At 65.2% G+C, this 16,882-nt stretch carries 17 protein-coding genes; all 17 read right to left on the bottom strand.

Going from position 1 to position 16,882, the window contains the following annotated elements; all coding sequences use genetic code 11:
• Window positions 1-16: 16 nt before the first annotated feature.
• Window positions 17-1,081: a porin gene (locus CSE6_RS04535; RefSeq protein ID WP_034382288.1), complete on the bottom strand. Its 1,065-nt coding sequence runs from the start codon at window positions 1,079-1,081 to the stop codon at window positions 17-19.
• 196 nt (window positions 1,082-1,277) lie between these two features.
• On the bottom strand, window positions 1,278-2,237 hold the full coding sequence (locus CSE6_RS04540) for a PDR/VanB family oxidoreductase (protein ID WP_034394647.1): 960 nt from the start codon (window positions 2,235-2,237) through the stop codon (window positions 1,278-1,280).
• Window positions 2,234-3,259 (bottom strand): aromatic ring-hydroxylating dioxygenase subunit alpha, encoded by a 1,026-nt coding sequence (locus CSE6_RS04545; protein WP_034382290.1) that lies wholly within the window; start codon window positions 3,257-3,259, stop codon window positions 2,234-2,236. The genes CSE6_RS04540 and CSE6_RS04545 overlap by 4 nt, the downstream gene beginning before the upstream one ends.
• A 24-nt stretch (window positions 3,260-3,283) precedes the next feature.
• Window positions 3,284-3,505 (bottom strand): recombinase-like helix-turn-helix domain-containing protein, encoded by a 222-nt coding sequence (locus tag CSE6_RS04550; RefSeq protein ID WP_003060438.1) that lies wholly within the window; start codon window positions 3,503-3,505, stop codon window positions 3,284-3,286.
• Between the two features lie 137 nt (window positions 3,506-3,642).
• Window positions 3,643-4,620: a tripartite tricarboxylate transporter substrate binding protein gene (locus tag CSE6_RS04555; protein ID WP_034350813.1), complete on the bottom strand. Its 978-nt coding sequence runs from the start codon at window positions 4,618-4,620 to the stop codon at window positions 3,643-3,645.
• Window positions 4,621-4,776: 156 nt separating this feature from the next.
• Window positions 4,777-5,736 (bottom strand): VOC family protein, encoded by a 960-nt coding sequence (locus tag CSE6_RS04565; protein WP_034350816.1) that lies wholly within the window; start codon window positions 5,734-5,736, stop codon window positions 4,777-4,779.
• 11 nt (window positions 5,737-5,747) lie between these two features.
• Window positions 5,748-7,223 (bottom strand): aldehyde dehydrogenase, encoded by a 1,476-nt coding sequence (locus CSE6_RS04570; protein ID WP_059439976.1) that lies wholly within the window; start codon window positions 7,221-7,223, stop codon window positions 5,748-5,750.
• 11 nt (window positions 7,224-7,234) lie between these two features.
• On the bottom strand, window positions 7,235-8,929 hold the full coding sequence (locus CSE6_RS04575; protein WP_059440146.1) for a thiamine pyrophosphate-binding protein: 1,695 nt from the start codon (window positions 8,927-8,929) through the stop codon (window positions 7,235-7,237).
• Window positions 8,922-9,722, bottom strand: coding sequence for an SDR family oxidoreductase (locus tag CSE6_RS04580; protein ID WP_059439977.1), 801 nt, complete (start codon window positions 9,720-9,722; stop codon window positions 8,922-8,924). The genes CSE6_RS04575 and CSE6_RS04580 overlap by 8 nt, the downstream gene beginning before the upstream one ends.
• Window positions 9,715-10,572, bottom strand: a complete 858-nt coding sequence (locus tag CSE6_RS04585) for an IclR family transcriptional regulator (RefSeq protein WP_034350821.1) — start codon at window positions 10,570-10,572, stop codon at window positions 9,715-9,717. The genes CSE6_RS04580 and CSE6_RS04585 overlap by 8 nt, the downstream gene beginning before the upstream one ends.
• Before the next feature lie 7 nt (window positions 10,573-10,579).
• The gene (locus CSE6_RS04590; protein ID WP_034350824.1) at window positions 10,580-11,356 is read right to left on the bottom strand and encodes an SDR family oxidoreductase; all 777 of its coding nucleotides are present in this window, start codon (window positions 11,354-11,356) and stop codon (window positions 10,580-10,582) included.
• A gap of 314 nt (window positions 11,357-11,670) precedes the next feature.
• Window positions 11,671-12,429, bottom strand: coding sequence for a 5'-methylthioadenosine/adenosylhomocysteine nucleosidase (locus tag CSE6_RS04595; RefSeq protein WP_059439978.1), 759 nt, complete (start codon window positions 12,427-12,429; stop codon window positions 11,671-11,673).
• Between the two features lie 106 nt (window positions 12,430-12,535).
• Window positions 12,536-13,534 (bottom strand): tripartite tricarboxylate transporter substrate binding protein, encoded by a 999-nt coding sequence (locus tag CSE6_RS04600; RefSeq protein WP_034350829.1) that lies wholly within the window; start codon window positions 13,532-13,534, stop codon window positions 12,536-12,538.
• Between the two features lie 206 nt (window positions 13,535-13,740).
• Window positions 13,741-14,541 (bottom strand): aspartate dehydrogenase, encoded by an 801-nt coding sequence (locus CSE6_RS04605; RefSeq protein ID WP_059439979.1) that lies wholly within the window; start codon window positions 14,539-14,541, stop codon window positions 13,741-13,743.
• Window positions 14,542-14,583: 42 nt separating this feature from the next.
• Window positions 14,584-15,390, bottom strand: a complete 807-nt coding sequence (locus CSE6_RS04610) for an IclR family transcriptional regulator (protein ID WP_034394676.1) — start codon at window positions 15,388-15,390, stop codon at window positions 14,584-14,586.
• A gap of 5 nt (window positions 15,391-15,395) precedes the next feature.
• Window positions 15,396-16,274 carry an alpha/beta fold hydrolase gene (locus CSE6_RS04615; RefSeq protein ID WP_059439980.1) on the bottom strand — a complete coding sequence of 293 codons (879 nt, stop codon included), beginning with the start codon at window positions 16,272-16,274 and terminating at the stop codon, window positions 15,396-15,398.
• Between the two features lie 8 nt (window positions 16,275-16,282).
• Window positions 16,283-16,816 carry a cupin domain-containing protein gene (locus CSE6_RS04620; RefSeq protein WP_003072476.1) on the bottom strand — a complete coding sequence of 178 codons (534 nt, stop codon included), beginning with the start codon at window positions 16,814-16,816 and terminating at the stop codon, window positions 16,283-16,285.
• Between the last annotated feature and the right edge of the window lie 66 nt (window positions 16,817-16,882).

The raw sequence follows: 16,882 nt of genomic DNA on the forward strand, positions 1-16,882 counted from the left end.
GCCCTGCGGGGCAGGATCAGAAGAAGTGGCGGATGCCCAGTTCCAGGCCATTGGAGTTGCCGCCCGGCGTGGTACCGGGAGCGCTCAGCCCCTGCACGCCGATGGACTTCGCCGCCGAGCCCTTGTTCTTCAGGAAGGCATAAGTGCCGTAGACCTGGGTGCGCTTGGAGAGGTTGTAGCCATAGCCCACGCTGATCTTGTTCCAGTCCGCATTGCTACCGGACAGGTTGTAGTGGCCAAAGGAGGCACGGGCCTCGCCATTGCCCACGGGAGCCGTCACGCCCAGCTGCACGGCCGTGATCTTGGTGGGGCCGCGTTTTTCCGAGGCCCAAAGCAGCATGGGCTTGGCCACGCCGAAGTCGTAGGACAGGCCTACGTTGTTCGCCGTCAGATTGGTGTCGCTGGTATTGCCGTAGAGCCGGCCCGTGGCCAGCGCACCATTGAAAGCGCCCTGGCGGTAACCCAGGCGCAGGCCACGGTAGTCGCCCTCGCGCTTGTTGGGAGCACCGCTGGGCTGCTCACCGAATGCCAGCTGTGCCTGGCCGTAGAAGCCGCCCAGGTTCTGGGGCAGGAAATAGCTCACCGCATTGCTGATCTGTATGGGCGCACCGCCAGTCGAAGGGATGCCCGGAATGCCCAGCATGGTGAAGGCACCCGTGCCGCCGACGCCGTTGGTCAGGAAGGGATCGAAGATCAGCGTGTTCAGAAAAGTGGCCGAGTCATCGCGCCCCAGGCGCACCTCGCCCCAGTTGCCCATCAGGCTGACTGTGGAGCGGCGGTTGAAGCTCAGACCGCCGCCCGTGGCCTTGCCAGCGCCGCTGTCCACATCCAGGCCGGCCTCGAGCCAGAATCCCGCCTTCAGGCCGCCGCCCAGGTCCTCTGTGCCTCGAAAGCCCAGGCGGCTGATGTTGGCACCGCCTGTGGAAAGACCGGTCTTGGAGGCTCCCGAGCCGCCCAGATGGGCAACGCCGACGTCGACGACGCCGAAAAGCTCGACCTTGGACTGTGCCGAAGCGGCACCGGGCAAAGACGCCAGACAGGCTAGCGCCACGCCGAGGGCCGGCGTATGGATGGATTTCATGGTTTTGTCTCCTCTAAGAGGTGGTTTGGGACGGTGGCTTTTATTCAGTGGCTGGTCCGGTGCTGCGCTGGTCAATTCAACATGGCGCGGCCAAGGGATACCGAGCAAGGGCCCGGGCCGGTCGCGTCGCACCGAAGGTGCCACCTCACTCGCGCAGCGAGCAGGGAAGCACCGGTACGACACGTACCCCGGAGCGTCATATATCCAGAACTAAACGCTCGCTCTTGCAGCCGGAGACGCAGACCATCATGACCTTGTTGGCGGCGCGCTCCTTGGGGCTGAGCACCGAGTCGCGGTGGTCGGGCACACCTTCCAGCACGCGGGTCTCGCAGGAGCCGCAGACCCCTTCGCAGCAGCTGTGGTCCACATCGACACCGGCGTCCAGCAGCGTGTCCAGCAGGGACTTATCGGGCGTGATCTCGATGAAGCGGCCGCTGCGCTTGAGCTCCACCGTGTAGTTGCTGCGCGCATCGGACGACGCCTTGACTTCCACCGGCGTGAAGCGCTCGATATGGGCGTTGGCATGGCCAAGCTCGGCGCAGAACTTCTCGAAGGCATCGAGCATGGGCGTCGGGCCGCAGGAATAGTGGTGCAGGCCCGCATCGGGTGCGCGCTGCGCCAGCAATGCCTTCAGGTCGGGCGGCCCGCCCGCCTCGGCATCGAAGTGCAGGTGCAGCGGCATGCCCAATGCCGTGAGCTCATCGAGGAAGGCCGCGCTCTTGCGCTCGCGCGCAAAGTACAGCATCTCGAACGAATGTCCCTGGGCCTTGAGCCGGCGTGCCATGCACAGCATGGGCGTGATGCCTATGCCACCGGCCACCAGCACCGAATGCGTCGCTGTCTCGTCGAGTGCGAAGTGGTTGCGCGGCTCGGAGATGGTGATGGGCATGCCCACGCGCAGCGACTCGTGCACGCAGCGCGAGCCACCGCGGCTGGCGCGGTCGCGCAGCACGCCGACCACGTAGCGGTGGCGCTCGCTGCTGTCGTTGGACAGGGAATAGCTGCGCACCAGCCCGTTGGGCAGGTGCAGATCGATGTGCGAGCCGGCCGTAAAGGCCGGGAACTCGCCGCCATCGACCGGGCGCAGCTCCACGCTGATGGTGTCCTGGGCCTCGAAGCGCAGCGTGTGCACAAAGGCCTGCAAGCTGTTGCTCATGATGCGATGCCTTCGTCGATCTGTTCCTGGGCCTGACGACGCAGGTGGCGACGCAGGCGCACCAGGCCGATGTCATGCTGGTAGAGATTCTCGCGCTCGTTGGCGTCGGCTTCCATCTGCTCCATCATGATGCGGTCCTGCTCCAGCACGGCCCAGTGGCGTGCCTCGAGGCGGTTGCGGTAGAGGAAGCGCCAGGTGTCGCGCATCCAGCCCTGCACCTTGCGCGCACGCCAGAAGAACACGGCGCACAGATCGGCGCTGATGGGCGTGACGCAGGCGACGATGGCAAAGTTGCCGCCGGGGCCGCCGGTCTTGGGATACGGGATCTCCAGGCGCATCCACTGCACGCCGGTTTCGCCATATTCGGTCCAGTCGAAGTTCACGCCGCGCTGGCCGACCTTCTCGAACACAAAGCCGTGATCGGTGTCACGCACCTGGAAGCTGGCCTTGCTGTCGCCCTCGGCCATGGAGTGCGACTGCTTGTGCAGGAAGGTGCCGTGCATGGGGTCCATGACGTTGTCCAGCGCGTAGCGGTAGTCGCTGCGCCACTCGGCATAGCACAGGAAGTTCGAGTACTCGGGCGAGCTCAGTTCCTCGGGCAGGCTGAAATCGGGAGCTTCGTCCACATGCTTGTCGCTGTTGTAGAGAAAGATCGCGCCATGCATCTCGCGCACATGGAAAGCCAGCGCGGCGCGCGAGCCTTCGAGCTTGCAGCCGGGGCTGCCGGGCACCTTGGTCACCGTGCCGTCGCAGCGCACTTCCACGCCGTGGTAGGGGCAGGCCAGGCGGTCGCCCAGGATCACGCCCTGGGACAGCGGTGCACCGCGGTGCGGGCAATGGTCTTCCAGCGCATGGACCTGACCGGCAGCATCGCGCCACAGCGCGATCTTGCGGCCGAAGCGGCGCAGCGAGACGGGCTCGGTCTTGACGAAATCCGAAGGGCAGACCGCATACCAGAGGTTCTTCAGACCCGTGTTGAGCAAACGGTCCACCGGATCGATGGTGATGGTTTGTACGTTCATGGGGTACTCCTGTCCTGTTCTGTCTCAATAGCCCAGACGGGCCATCAGCGCCTGAAAGCTGTCTTCGGTCCAGGGCTCGCCGTTCTCGCCGGCGGGGCCGCTGCGGTTGATGTAGGCCACCAGCTCGGGCAGCGTCTGCACGCCCTCGCCGAAGGCACGCTCAATGGAGTCGCCCAGCAGGTCCTCAAACAGGGTGGAGGCGCGCTCGCGCGCCTGATGCGGCTCGAGATATCGATCAGCGGCCATGGTTCTCTCCTTCGAAAACTGTCTTGAATCGTGGTTCTGCTTCATTGCCCTGAGTGCCGCTCCACACCGAGGGTCTCGTCCCCCTTGGGGGGCGCCGTGCCACGGGAAGGCGCGAAGCGACTCAGGGGGGTGATCATTTAGTCGGCCCGGATATCCAGGTCCTTGATGAGCTTGCCGAAGCGGTTGTAGTCGGCAGCATTGGTCTTTTCCAGACGTGCCGGCTCGCCGCCCGCAGGCAGGGCGCCGAAGGCCGCCATCTTGGCAACCACGTCCGGCATCCTCAGAATTTCATTGAGGTGGGTGTTCAGCAGCTTGACGGTCTCGGGCTTCATGCCCTTGGGACCGAACAGGCCTTGCCAGGCCGACACTTCCACATCCTTGACGCCCTGCTCGGCCAGCGTGGGCACATTCGGTGCCAGCGGGCTGCGCTGGGCATCGGCCACGGCCAGCACATTGACCTTGCCGCCTGCGTAGGGCGCGATGGGGCCCCAGGTCATGAAGGTCGTGGGCACATGGCCGCCGATCAGGTCGTTGACTGCGGGCGCCACGCCCTTGTAGGGAATGTGGGACAGCTTGGTGCCTGCGGCCTTGTTGAACATCTCGCCCAGGATGTGCATGGGCGAGCCGCTGCCCGGGCTGGCATAGGTCAGGCCGTCGCGCTTGCCCTGGCTCGCCAGGGTCTTGATGTCCTTGATGCCCGAGCCCTGGCTGGCGGCCACGAACATGGGCTGCACGCTGGTCTGCACGATGGGCGTGAAGCCACCAAGCACGTCATAGCTCGAACCCGCGTTGGTCTTGAGCACGAACTGGGCGATGGCAAAGGTATTGGGCGCCAGCAGCAAGGTATAGCCGTCGGGTGCGGCCTTGGCCACATGCACGGTGCCGATGGTGCCGCTGGCACCTGGCCGGTTGTCCACCACCACGGGCTGGCCCAGTCGCTGGCCCAGCTTCTCTGCATACAGGCGCGCCATGGCATCGGTATCGCCGCCGGCCGGATAGGCCACGACGATGGTGATGGGCTTGCTCGGATAGGCTTGCGCCAGCGCGGAACCGGACATCTGGGCTGCAGCCAGCAATGCAGCAGAGATAACTACCTGGCGACGAATGTTTTTCATGAAATAGCCCGTGGGGTTGTGGTTAAGCCTCTAGCCAGCCAGAGGATCTGGTGAACACATCAGAGACACCGAGCAAGGGCCGCCCCGCAGCGAGGGTGTTGTCCCCCTCCCGCCCAGCGAGAGAGGGGGAAGGCGCGAAGCGACTCAGCGGGTGTTTCATTTCTTGTCGGTCAGGAACTTGCCGTCGGCAGCGCCCACGCCCTTTTGGCGCCGCGTATTGCCGTCGAGGCCGCCGTCGATGGCCCATTCGGCAAACACCGTCGGGCCGGGCTCGAACTCGCGCGGCTGCCAGTCGGCTGTCAGCTGGTCCTCGTCGGCGTAGTACTCGACCAGGGCGCCGGCCGGGTTCTTGAAGTACCAGAAATAGGCCGAGGACACGGGGTGGCGGCCCGGGCCGAGCTGGGTGTCCCAGCCGCAGCGCGAGATATGCATGCCGCCGCCGAAGACCTCGTGGATGTCGCGCACGGTGAAGGCAACATGGTTCAGGCCCGCATGCTTGTCGGGGCGCTGCAGCAAAAAGATGTCGTGGTGGCCGCCATCGGGCGCAGTGCGCAGAAAAGCGCCTCGCTCGGGATAGCGGTCCGAGGCCGCAAAGCCGAAGTTCTCCACATAGAAGCGCTCGCAGGCCTGCACGTCCTTGACGAAGAACACCACATGGCCGACCTCGATGGGCTGGGCGCGCTCGTAGGCCGGGCTGGCCTGGTTGATGCGACCCTTGCGGTCCCAGGTGTTGTACTCGGCACTTTGCATCTGCACATCGCGCTTTTGCGTGAGCTGCAGGCGCACGGCCAGGCCGTTGGGGTCGGTGCAACCGATGCGGCCATTGCCCTGGACGAAGCCTGGAAGCGCGCGGATGCGATCTGCATACAAAGCCAGGTCGGCTTCGCTTTCCACCCCCCAGACCACTTCGCGCAGCGTGGGGCCGGCTTCGATGGCGGGCGGCAGATCGGGGTGATTGGTGGCGGCCACGATCACGCGGCAGCCGTTCAGTGTCTCGAACACCAGCCGGTCGGCCTGCTCCTCGGCCAGGCTCAGGCCCCAGTCGAGGAAGAACTGGCGGCAGGCCGCGAGATCGTCGGCGCCGTAGCTGATTTCGTCAATGCCCAGTACGCTCATGTCGTGCTCCTTCAATTCGCCCAAGCGATGGGGTTCTCGTTCAAACCCCAGTACATGCTTTTCTGCTCCATGTACTGCTGTATGCCCAGACGGCCTTTTTCGCGGCCCAGGCCGCTATCGCGCCAGCCACCGAAGGGCGTGGAGATGGAAAACTGCTTGTAGGTGTTGATCCACACGGTGCCGGCCTGCACGGCACGGCCGATGCGCCACGCGGCCTTGTAGTCGCGCGTCCAGATGCCGGCGGCCAGTGCGTAGACGCTGTCGTTGGCCTGCTCCAGCAGCGCCTCTTCGTCGTCGAAGGGCATGGCCACGAGCACGGGGCCGAAGATCTCCTGCTGGCAGATCTGGTCGTTGTTGTTCACGCCTTCGAGGATGGTCGGGCGGTAGTAGTAGCCGCGCTCGTACAGCGCGCCCTCGGGGCGGTGGCCGCCGGTGCGCAACTGGCCGCCTTCGGACAGGCCCAGCTGCACATAGCTCTCGATGGATTCGCGGTGCTTGGCGGTGATCAGCGGGCCCATCTGGGTGCGCTCGTCTGCCGGATCGCCCACGCGCAAGGCGGCGGCCTTGGCCGTGAGGCGCTCCATGAAGTCGCCATAGAGCTTCTTCGCCACGAACAGGCGCGAGCCGGCGATGCACGACTCGCCCGAGGAGCTGAAGATGCCGTAGAGCACGCCGTTGACGGCATGGTCGAGGTCGGCGTCTTCCAGCACCATGGTGGCCGACTTGCCGCCCAGCTCCAGCGAGACGGGCATCATCTTGTCGGCCGCGATGCGGGCAATGTGCTTGCCGGTGGAAGTGCCGCCGGTGAACGATACGCGCTTGACCAGCGGGTGCTTGGTGATGGCGTCGCCGATCACCGAGCCGCGGCCGGGCAACACGCTGACGATGCCCTTCGGAACACCGGCTTCCTCGCAGATCTTCGCCAGCTCCAGCGCCAGCAGCGGCGTGGCTTCGGCGGGCTTGACCACCACCGCGTTGCCTGCGGCCAGCGCGGGAGCGAGCTTTTGCGCCTCGCTGGCGATGGGCGAATTCCACGGCGTGATGGCCGCGACCACGCCCATGGGCTCGTAGACGCTCATGGTCATGAAGTCGCCACGCGACGGCGTGATGGTCTCTTCCATGGTCTCGCAGGCCGCAGCGAAGAACTGGAAGGTTCCGGCGGCGCTGGCCACCAGGGCGCGCGTCTCGCTGATGGGCTTGCCGTTATCGAGGCGCTGCAGCTGGGCCAGGGGCTCGGCGCGTTCGCGGATCAGTTGGGCCACGCGATGCAGCACGGCGGCGCGTTCATGGGGCTTTTTCTGGGCCCAGCCGCTGGTGCGGAAGGCGTGATCGGCCTTCTCGATAGCCTCGTGCACATCGGCCAGGCTGGGGGCGCGCAGGCGGCCCACCACCTCGCCGGTCGCGGGGTACAGCGTGGCGGATTCGTCGCCGCCGCCCAGGCGCCATTCGCCGGCGATATTGATGGGGAGCAGTTCTAGCTTGGACATGGTGAAACTCCTCACTGAGCCTTGGTGGTGGCCGGGATCTGGTCCAGCTTGTTCACCGGCGGGCCCGAGAACGTGGTCTTGAAGCTGCCGATGGCGCGCATGTCGATCTCGAGCAGGAATGGCCCCTTCCTGCCCCAGGCGCCTTCCAGCACCGCAGGCAGCTCGTCGAGATGGCTCACGCGGGCATGGGGCAGCTTGATGGACGCGCACAGCTGGGCGTAGTCGGGCGTGTGCAGCTCCACATAGCAGCGGCGGCCGCCGTAGGAGGCGTCCTGGATGTTCTGGATCACGCCATAGCGCTGGTCGTTCATCAACACGATCATGGTGTCGCACTCTTCCTGCACCAGAGTGGCGAGCTCGCCCAGATTCAGGATGAAGCCGCCGTCGCCGGCCAGGCCCAGCGTCTTGCGGCCCGAGCCGCTTTCGGCCGCACCGATGGCCGCGCCAATGGCCATGGGCATGCCCATGCCGATGCCGCCGCCCGTGGCGTGCACGCCTGCGTTGGGCTCGAAGAAGCGCAGCTCGCGGTTGCCCCAGGTGCTGTTGGAGACGGTCACGTCACGCACCCAGTTGAAGTTGCGGCCCACGGCCTGCTGCAGCTTCTGCACCAGGGCACTGTAGGGGCCCAGGCCGTCGCGCATGGTGGCCACGACTTCGTCGTGCACCTGGCGCAGGTCAGCCAGCAGCTCGGGATCGGCCTTGTAACCGCGCGCTTCCAGGCGGTCGGCCAGGCCGTTCAGGGCCAGGGCCGAGTCGCCGCAGACAAAACCGTCATCTATATAGCAGCGGCCCTGCTGAGCGGCGTCCACATCGATGCGCAGCAGCGGGCGCGGCAGCTTGAGTTCGTACTTCAGCGTCTCGTTGCTGCGCAGGCGCGTGCCCACGGCCAGCATGGCGTCGCAGCGCTGGTAGAAGGCCTCGACGGGCTTCTGGATGTTGTAGGCGCCCAGCGACGCGGGATCGTCCTCGGGCACGATACCGCGGCCCTGGCCGGTGCTGACGATGCCGAAGCCCATGGCTTTGAGGCGCTGCACTGCGGCAACGGCATGGCGGGCGCCGCCGCCCAGCCACAGCAGCGGGCGCCTGGCCTTGGCCAACTGGTCGGCCAGCGCGTCGAGTCCAGCCTCGCTCGGTGCCAGCACAGCCACCGGCAGCGGCGACAGATCGGCCGGCATGTCTATCAGCGCCTGCTGGATGTCGATGGGAATCTCCACGCTGACCGGGCCCGTGGGGGCAGTCATCGCGGCCTGCACCGCAGCCTTGAGCGTGGACAGGCAGGTCTCTGCGCTCAGCACGCGGAAGGCGGCCTTGGAGACGGACTTCAGCATGGTCAGCTGGTCCGGTGCCTCATGGATGTACGACAGCTTCTTGTCCAGATACTGGGTCTCGATCTGGCCCGTGATGTGCAAGAGCGGCGTGCCGGCCGTATAGGCTTCCACCAGGCTGCCGGCGATATTGCCCGAAGCCGGGCCGGTGCTGGTGATGCACACGCCCAGGCTGGAAGTGGAACGCGCGCAGGCGTCGGCCATATTGCCGGCGCCAGCCTCGCCGCGCGCCATCACAAAGCGCACCTTGCCGCGTGCAAACATCGCGTCGAGGATGGGCATGTTGTGGATGGAGATCACCCCGAAGGCGGCCTTCACATCGCAGTGCTCGAGGAATTCGGCAATGACGGCGCCGACGGTGATTTGGGTTGCGTTAGGCATGGCGGGAAAGGCCTCCGGAAACATCGATATGGCTGCCGGTCGTGTATGACGACAACGGCGTGGCGAGATAGAAAATGGCGCGCGCGGCTTCGGCGGGTGATCCCAGGCGGCCCAGCGGAATGGACTTCTTGCTGGCCAGCTCGGCGCTCCACTGCTCCCAGGTCTGGCTGCGGTCCTCGCGGGCATCGAAGCGGCGGCGCCACTGGCCTGACTCGATGAGGCCGACCAGGATCCCGTTGACGCGCACGCCCTTGGGCGCGAACTCGGTGGCCATGGAGCGCACCAGGTTCTTGAGACCGGCGCGCGCCGCCGAGGTCGCGACCATGTGCGGCTCCGGCTGGGAAGCCAGCAGCGAGTTCACACAGACGATGGCCGAGCCTTCGCCGCGCTCAAGCTGCGGCAGAAAGGCGCGCGTGGGATGCAGCACCGAGAAGAACTTCAGGTGCAGCTCTTCGGTCCAGGCTTCGTCGCTGGTGTTCTCGAAGGTGGAGACACGTCCCTGACCGGCGTTGTTGATGAGGATGGAAGCCGGGCCCAGAGCCGCTTCGCTGGCGCGGGCGAACTGCTGCACCTGCTCGGCATCGAGCACGTCGCAAGCCTGGGCGAACAGGCGCGCGCTGGCCTCGGGATGGCGCTCCAGCAGTTGCTTGACGGCCTGCTCCAGGCGCTCTGGATTGCGGCCGCACAGGGCCACGCGTACGCCCTGGGCCAGCAGCAGCTCCACCGTGGCCAGGCCTATGCCCGAAGAGCCGCCGGTGACGACGGCCGTCGCGTCGAGTGTGAAATCATGCATGGCCGCCTCCTGCGCGCCTTGAAGTGATGGACAGAACCTGCGCGCTGGATTGCGGCCGGTAATTGAGCAGCTCCGACAGTTCGGTGGCCGCCGCACAGACACGCGGCACCAGCTCCGTCTGGCGCTCGAGGTCGATCTGGGCCGAGGCCAGGGTCACCCCAAGGGCTGCGATGACTCGGCCGCTGTGATCGCGCACGGGCGCCGCGATGGTGGAGATCGAGCTTTCGTAGAAGCCCGCACCGGCCACATGGCCACGCTCGCGATCGGACTGAACCAGGTCGAAGAGCTCGATCACGGTCCTGGGCGTATTGGGCGAATGGCCTTCCAGTTGCTCTTCGGGATAGAGGGCACGCAGCTCCGGCAGCGACAGGTCGGCCAGCAGGATTCGACCCAGCAGCGTGGCATGGGCGGGCAGCCGCGTGCCCACGCGCACCGAGCTGGTCAGCGGTGTCGGCGGCGTGACCTTGGCCACATAGACGATGTAGCGGCCGTCGCGCACCACGATGTTGCAGGGGAAGCGGATTGCCTCGCACAGCCGCGCGATCACGGGCTGGCCCAGCTCGGTCAGGTCCATGGAGGACAGGAACTCGAAGCCCAGGCGCAGCACGGACAGGCCCAGCCGGTAGTCGTTGCCGCCCTCGGCGCGCTGCAGAAAGCCCATGCTCTCCAGCGTGTTGAGCATGCGGAACACTGTGGCGCGCGGCAGCTGCAGGCGGCGCGCCAGCTCGGGAGCGCCCAGCGTGGCGTTGCCGCGACCGAACTCCTGCAGCAGGCGCAGGCCGCGCTCCAGCGCGGGCACCATGTACTTGTCGGAGCCGCCGTCGGCGGAGACGTTGTCGTTGTCGCTCATGGGGCGCTCAGTTCATGACGAAGCCGCCGTTGACGGGCAGCACCTGCCCCGTCACGAAGCGCGCACCGTCCGACAGCAGATAGGACACGGCACCCGAGACATCCTCGGGCCCTTGCTCGCGCTGCAGCGCGCGCTGATCGATATAGAGGCGATGACGATGCTCGGGCACGTACTCGGTGGCCTCGACCAGCACCAGGCCCGGAGCCACGGCATTGATGGTGATGGCATCCGCGCCCAGCTCGCGCGCCATGGAGCGCGTCATGGCCATCACGGCGCCCTTGCTCGCCACATAGGCCATCAGGTTGGGAGCGCCCCACATGGCGGTGTCGGAAGCCAGATTGACGATGGCGCCGCGCCCGCTGTCCTTGAGCGCCGCACGGCAGGCACGGGTCATCAGCCAGACACCACGCACATTGACGTTCATCACCTGATCCCACTTTTCCAGGGCGATGTCGTCCATGCCCTTGCCGCCGGAGTCCGTCACGGCCGCGTTGTTGACCAGGCCGTCCAGACCGCCGAGGGTCTGCACGGCCTGCTGTGCGCACTGTTCTATGGAGGCCGGGTTGCTCGCATCAAAGGCGATGCCGTGAGCCTCGAAGCCCATGGCGCGCAGCTTGGCAACGGCTTCGCTCAGCAATTCGGCGCGCAGATCGGCCAAGACGAGCTGTGCCCCCTGTTGGCACAGCGTCTGAGCAAAAGCAAAACCCAGGCCGCGGGCAGCGCCGGTCACAAGGATCCGGCGCCCAGCGAGCTGACCGGTGGAAGGCATGGTGTTGAGGGTCATCTTAAACCTTGTTTGTTTCAAATATGAAATGACACTTTTTTCTTGAAACAAGACTGCAGTTTAGTGAGCTTCTTTTGAGTCAATACCCGGAGAAACCCGTAGTCAGCACACCACAGCGACATACGGGCGTAAAAAAACCGCGACAAGCGCGGTTGAAAGGAAAACGGGGCAACAAAAGGTATCCGGCCTGCAGTTGTCGGCAGGCTGGATCGAAGTCATCAATATCAATAGCTTATAGCGCCTATTAGTGAATGAGTTCAGGCTTAAAACACCTTAAAACTCATATTTATCAATCGTTTACAGCTATTAAAAGATTAGCAAACAGCCTGCTTCTTCGCGGGCGTCTGGCGCAGAAAGTCCAGCACCACGCGTTGCGCGTAGCGGCTTGCCACCGTGCGCACGAAATCCGAAAAATCCACATGGGCGCTGTCGTCCGCCCGGTCCGAGATGGTGCGCATTGCAGTAAACGGCGTGCCGTAATCCAGGCAGGTCTGGGCCACGGCAGCGCCCTCCATCTCCACGGCCAGCACGGCATGGCCGGCGGCCTCCAGATCGGCTCTGAGCTGTGCGCTGGCCTGGCGCGAGCTGACAAACTGATCGCCGCTGGCAATCAGGCCCTCATGGACGCGGGCCGAAGCATACGAAGCCACGATGCCCGAGCGCAGCGCCGAGTCGGCGGCCTGCACCAGCCGGTCCGTCGCCGCTTCGTCGCAGGCCAGGGTGCTGCGACCGTAGCCGGGCAACTGCCAGCGCGGAAAGATCGGCGAGGCATCCATGTCATGCTGCAAAAAGCTCCGCGCGATCACCACATCGCCCACGTTCACATCCGCGCCGATGCCGCCCGCCACTCCGGTGAACAGAATGCCGCGCACGCCAAAGCGCTCGATCAGCGCGGCGGTGGTGGTGGCGGCGGCCACCTTGCCTATGCCCGACAGCGCGCAGACCACCTCATGCCCGTGCAGCCGGCCCAGCCAGAAGTCGCGCCCGGCATGGCGCAGGCACTGCATGTCCTGCATGGCGTCGACCAGGCCGTTTTGTTCTTCGGCAAGAGCGCTGAGAATGGCTAGCGTCATGGATGGGGATACTCCGAACATGGGCCTGTAGGCCCTGGTGAAAGCACAAAAGCGGCACTGGGCCGCTTTTGTGGGAAGCGCAAGAGGCGCGATTAGAGCATGACGGTTACTGTGCCACGATATTGTGGCTCTTGACCACGGGCGCCCACAGTGCAGTCTCCTTGCGGATCAGCTCGCCAAAGGCATCGCCCTTGACCACCCAGGGGGTCATGCCCTGGGCCTTGAGCTGGTTCTGCGCGGCCTGGGTCTTCATGACCTTGTCGATGTCCTCGGCCAGCTGCTTGACCACTTCGGGCGGTGTGTTCTTCGGAGCCAGCACGCCATACCAGGACGAAACGGCAATACCCGGAACACCAGCCTCCGCCAGTGTCGGCACATTGGGCAGGAAGCTCGAGCGCGTGGCATCGGTCACGGCCAGGGCGCGCAGCTTGCCCGACTGCACATGGGGCAGCACGGTGGGCATGTTGGCGATCAGCATGGGGATGGTACCGCCCAGGGCATCGTTCAGGCCCTGCCCCGAGCCCTTGTAGGCCACGTGCATGATGTCGGCACCCGACTTGTCCTTGAACAACTCGCCGGCCAGGTGCAGGCTGGAGCCCACGCCGGGCGAGGCATAGCTGATCGAATCGGGCTTGGACTTGGACAGTGCCACCAGCTCCTGGATGGTCTTGGCCGGTACCTGGGGATTGACGACGATGACATTGGCCGCACGCCCCATGGAGGCCACGGGCACGAAGTCGCCGAACACGTTGTAGGGCAGCTTGGGCATCAGCGTGGGATTGATGGTCAGGTTGCCCTGAGGCACGACCAGCAAGGTATGGCCATCGGGCTTGGCGCGCTTGACCATGTCGATGCCGATGTTGCCGTTGGCACCGGGGCGGTTGTCGACGATGGAGGCCTGCTTGTACTCCTCAGTCAGGCCCGTGGCCAGGATGCGGGACAGGATGTCCACCGCTCCGCCGGCGGGGAACGGCGCAATGATGGTGAACTGACCGCTGGACAGCTGTTCGGCGGCACTGGCAGCGAAGGCCGGGGATATGGCGGCGGGGAGCGCAGCGGTGCAGGCCAGCGCCAGACAGGACTTGAGGAAGGCGGAACGTTGCATGGTCTTGTCTCCTGGGAGAACGGAAATTTCAAAAAGGCTAAAGGCCGATGCGCCTCAGGCTTGATGCAGCGCAAAGGCCGGCGGGCAAAGACATGACACCATGGATGCCATGCTCAGATGGGCGGTGCTGGCGCGCACTTTTGCAAACACGCAAGCAAGACCGATGCCACCGGCACGGCACATGGCTGGAACGGGTCAGTACCGGGTTAGATGGCCAGGGAAGCCACGTTGTTGAGCACGGCGCGCACCACGCTGTACACGGTCAGCGCCGAGGTCTTGGGATTGGCCGCCAGAGGCTTGCCGCGCATGGTCAGTTCCATGGCGCCGAAAGCACCCCGCGCCTCGACCTGGTGCACGTTCTCCTGAACGGCAGGATCGGCAAACAGACGCACCATGGTCTTGTCCAGCCCCAGTCCGGCCAGCGACAAGGTGGCCGCCACATTCGCATTCTTGGGATAGAGCTGTGCGGCCTCGCGCGCCGAGCCCTCGAAAATGCAGAAGGCCTCGGTCAGGCCGTCCAGATCGCAGACCTGCTCGGCCGGGGTGCCGCTCCATGCCTTGGGCGGCTTGCGGCCCGTGTAGAGCACCGTCTCCAGGCCGCCGACACGCGCCGCAGCCAGGGCATCAATGCCGCCGATGGCGCCCGACAACAGCTGGGCCTGCGTCTTGCCGGTCTCGGCCGCAGCCTGTACGCGCTCGGCCATGCCCGGCGCGCTCAAGGCGCCTATGGATGCGATGACCGCAGGAATGCCGCGCGCCAGCGCCGGCAGCACATGCTCCTCTATGGCTGCATGACCCGCGCATTCCACGAGAAGATCCGGCACCGCATCGCCGGGCAGGGCCTGCAGCAGCTGCGCCTGTGGCGCCAGGCGGGCAGCCGTCTCGCGCACGGCTGGCGTGATCTCGGGAACCAGTACCCAGCCCACTTGCAACCGGGTATCTCCGCTCAACAGCTCCAGCACACTGGAGCCAATCGCGCCGCAGCCAATCAAAGCAATATTTTTCATCTCTAGCCTCCTGAAAAATGCGCTGGCCCGGCGTGATCGGGGTCAGCGCAAATGGTCCGGGTGCTGCTGGCGCAAATGAGCGGACAGAGTCTCTGCCGCCTGCTGCACCTTCTGCACCCAGAGCTGGGTTTTTTCGGGCCCCAGCTCGGTAAACGGAATGGCCATGGCCAGCCCCGCAACCACCCGCCCGTCTGCGGCGCGCACCGGCGCTGCAATACTGGAAACGCCAGGCTCGTAAAAGCCCTCTCCCATGGCATAACCACGCTCGCGATCCTCGGCCAGCAGGCGCAGCAGCTCGTCGACATTGCGCGGCGTGCTCTCGGAGAACTGGGGCAGTTCCTCGCCGCCAAACACCGAGCGCAGCTGCGCGCCGTCCATGTCATGCAACAGGGCCCGTCCAAGCACCGTTGCATGCGCCGGCAGACGCGATCCCACACGCACAGCGCCCTGGAATGCTCCGGACGGAGTGACGCGAGCCACATAGACCACGGAAGTGCCGTCGCGCAATGCAAGATTGCTGGTCATGCCCAGCTCATCGCACAAGGCCTGCAGCACAGGCTCGGCCAGTTGTGCCAGCGGCTGGGTGGACAGGTAGTCATAGCCCAGGCGCAACACGGCCAGACCGAGCCGGTATTCGGTGCCGCTGCGCTGCAGATACCCCGAGTTTTCAAGCGTGGTCAACATGCGAAACACCGTGGAGCGCGGCAGCTCGAGGCTGCGCGCCAGCTCGGGCGCACTCCAGACCGGTTGCGCCGGGCCAAAGCAGGCCAGCAGGCGCAATCCTCGGTCCAGAGCGGGCACGGTGTAACGGTCTTGTTCGTTGGTTGAAATCTCGGAGGTTTCGCTCATGGCAATCAGCTGGTATTGGGGCAATAGCTTTGGTTCAACAAAGATGCCAGCCTATGCGCGACCTCCATTGGTTGTTCCACGGGTGAAGCATGACCGGCAGCCGCAAGCGTACCGTAGTGCGCGCCCAGCATTTCGGACCAGGACTTGCAAGCTGCAGGTGTAGTCACCACATCGTGCTCGCCGACCCAAACCTCGACCGGCATGCCAAGCCTGCCCCGTGCCTGTGCCAGATCGCTGCCGCAAAGCAGCTCGACCGCCTGCGCATAGCCCTGCGGCTGCATGCGCGCCGTATTCCAGCGCACCCATGCACGCACGACTTCAGGAGCCTCGGAGGACACCAGACGCTGGTCGATGACGGCCGCCAGACCGGCGACGCCCTTCTCGGCCAGAGCCGCCAGCCGGCCCTCGCGCACCTTGGACTGCTGCTCGGCCTTGGCCGCAGCGCCGTAGCCGCCCGCCGGGCTGATGAGCACCAGTTGCTCGACCAGTCCTGGTGCTGCCATGGCAGCCAGCCTGGCTGCCATCAGGGCGCCCAGCGAGTGCCCGACCAGGATGCAGCGCCGCACGCCCAGCACCAGCAGCGACTGGGCCAGCGCCTGCGCATAGTCGGCATCGGCAGGCGCCGACTGTGCCAGCGGCGTCGACACGCCATAACCGGGTGCATCCCAGGCCAGGACACGCACTTTGTCAGCCAGCTGCAGCGCCACATCCAGCCAGGATGCAGCCCCGGAGCTGATGCCATGCAGCAGCACCACCGCAAAGTCGGAGCTGGCGTCGCCTGCCTCACGCCAGGCGACCTGGGCGCCCTGGGGAAGCTTCACCAGCCGCTCGGGAAAACCGGTCTGCAGCAGCTGCAGTTTCAGCGACAGCAAATCCTCGTGCATGACGAAGCTCAGCGCTTGATCTTGGCCAGAGGATGCTCGGGCGGATAAGTCGGAGTGACGGGCTTTTTAGCGCCCAGCATCACGCACATCAGCGCATCCTCATCACCGACATTGATCTCTTCGCGGTAGACGCCGGGCGGCACCGAAACCACATCGCGATCGGTCAGGATGGTCTCGAAACGCTCGCCGTCCTTTTCCAGCACCAGCTTGAGCTTGCCGCGCATCACGAAGAACACTTCTTCCACATCGGTGTGCAGATGCGAAGGGCCTTCATGGCCGGCGGGAATCACCATGGTGGAGAAGGTGAAGTTTTCCGACGGAATGGTGTTGCTGTCGGAGGCCACGCCCGTGCCGCCCGTGCCGATGTAACGCATCTGGCCGCGGCGATATTTGGGATCAAAGTCGGCCTGGAACTTCAGGGCATCGAAGTCGTACTTGCGCGTGGCAAAGCGCGCAATGCGTGTGCTCATCCAGTCTTCAAAGCTGGAGCCCTCGGGGCGATCCCAAGTACGGGCGCTGTTGTCTTGTGCGATCTCGCTCATATGTCTCTCCTGAAACCGTTGTAGAACACAAAAAGCGATTTGCTTTTTGTTTTACTAATAAAACCA

It is taken from the genome of Comamonas sp. E6 (genome assembly GCF_001010305.1).
Taxonomy (GTDB): Bacteria; Pseudomonadota; Gammaproteobacteria; order Burkholderiales; family Burkholderiaceae_C; genus Comamonas; species Comamonas thiooxydans.